Genomic DNA, 1,702 nt, shown 5'->3' with positions numbered 1-1,702 from the left:
CGCGGCGAGGCCGGCCGCCACCAGTTCGGCGGCGGTGCGCAGGGCTGCGGCGCGCGCGTCGCGGGCGGGGCTGGGCAGGCGATGGACCGACATGACGAAACCGGGGGGCCTCTCAAGAAAAGGTAGGCTTGCAGGCGGGAGCCGGCGGGCGCACCTATATAGGGATAAGGATAACATCGCCAATGTGCGCGCCCCATGGCCCCGCCTGGGCGCGCGGCGCAGCCGGAAACCGGCGCGCGATGGAGGACACGATGCCGACGCTCGACACCGACATTCTCGCCGCCGCCGAGGCCTGGACCAAAGAGGGCCGCAAGGTCGCCATTGCCACCGTGATGGAGACCTGGGGCTCGGCGCCGCGCCCGGTGGGCAGCCACCTCGTGATCGACGCCGAGGGCAATTTCCTCGGCTCCGTCTCCGGCGGCTGCGTGGAAGGCGCGGTGGTCAGCGAGGCCGGCGAGGTGATCGCCTCGGGCCGGCCGAAGATGCTGGAATTCGGCGTCGCCGACGAGACCGCCTGGCGGGTCGGCCTGTCCTGCGGCGGGCGGATCAGCGTCTATGTGGAGCCGGTCGCCTAGAGCACGCGCCGATCAGCTTGCCCTGCAAGCTGATCGGATAACGCGTTCTCTCTCATAAGCTAGAGAGCGATTCACCGATCAAATTGATGCAATTTGATCGGATCGCGCTCTAGAGCACGCGCCGATCAGCTTGCCCTGCAAGCTGATCGGATAACGCGTTCTCTCTCATTAAGTTAGAGAGCGATTCACCGGCCAAATTGATGCAATTTGATCGGTGAATCGCTCTAAGACGGCCGGCAGCGGAAAGGCACCCACCATGCGGCTCGATCTCCTCGCCGCGCTCAATGCCGAGCGCGCCGCCCGCCGTCCGGTCATCCTCGTCACCGAGCTTGAGAGCGGCGAAGAGCGGCTCGTCACCGCCGACGCCATGGCCGCCGATCCCCGTGCCGCGGCGCTTGCCGGCGCGCTCGCCTCCGGCAAGAGCGGCATGGTGGGGGAGGGGGCGGCGCGCGCCTTCCTCACCGTCCACGTGCCGCCGCCGCGCCTCCTGGTGGCGGGGGCGGTGCACATCTCGCAGGCGCTGGCGCCCATGGCCCGCATGGTGGGCTTCGACGTCACCCTCATGGATCCGCGCACGGCCTTCGCGACGCAGGACCGCTTCCCCGGCGTGCCGATCCTCGCCGACTGGCCGGACGTGGTGCTGCCTGCCTACCGGCTCGATCCCTTCACCGGGCTCGTGGCGCTCACCCATGATCCCAAGCTCGACGACCCGGCCATCGCCGGCGCGCTTGAAGCCGGCTGCTTCTATATCGGCGCGCTCGGCTCGCGGCGCACCCACGCCAAGCGCGTGGAGCGGCTCGCCGCGCAGGGCTTCAGCGACCGGCAGATCGCGTCCATCGCCGCGCCCATCGGCCTCGACATCGGCGCATCGAGCCCGGAGGAGATCGCCGTCGCCATCCTGGCGCAGGTGATCGCCGCCTGGCGCCGGCCGGAGCGCGACGGAGCGGCGGCGTGAGGTTCGGTCCGCTTCCGCTGGACGAGGCCGAGGGCGCCATCGCCGCCCATTCGGTGCGCGTGAACGGGGCGGTGATCCGCAAGGGCACGCGGCTCGGCGCACCGGAGATCGCCGCGCTCAAGGCTGCCGGGCTGGCCACCATCGTCGTCGCCTGCCTGGAGCCGGCGACGTC

The 1,702-nt window shown here is 70.3% G+C and carries 2 protein-coding genes; both read left to right on the top strand.

Going from position 1 to position 1,702, the window contains the following annotated elements; genetic code table 11:
* The first annotated feature begins 251 nt into the window (after window positions 1–251).
* Window positions 252–575, top strand: coding sequence for an XdhC family protein (locus AC2W7M_RS24920; protein WP_486135745.1), 324 nt, complete (start codon window positions 252–254; stop codon window positions 573–575).
* Between the two features lie 256 nt (window positions 576–831).
* The gene (locus tag AC2W7M_RS24915; RefSeq protein WP_486135744.1) at window positions 832–1,530 is read left to right on the top strand and encodes an XdhC family protein; all 699 of its coding nucleotides are present in this window, start codon (window positions 832–834) and stop codon (window positions 1,528–1,530) included.
* Window positions 1,531–1,702 lie beyond the last annotated feature (172 nt).

This window comes from Xanthobacter sp. BG11Y11_SDJG (genome assembly GCF_057364445.1).
Note: the sequence above shows the minus strand (reverse complement) of the source record. Positions and strands in the feature narration are given on the sequence as shown.

Excerpts from the sequence above, each read along its gene's own strand:
- AC2W7M_RS24915 (WP_486135744.1), top strand. The coding sequence starts at position 832 with ATGCGGCTCGATCTCCTCGCCGCGCTCAATGCCGAGCGCGCCGCCCGC.
- AC2W7M_RS24920 (WP_486135745.1), top strand. The coding sequence starts at position 252 with ATGCCGACGCTCGACACCGACATTCTCGCCGCCGCCGAGGCCTGGACC.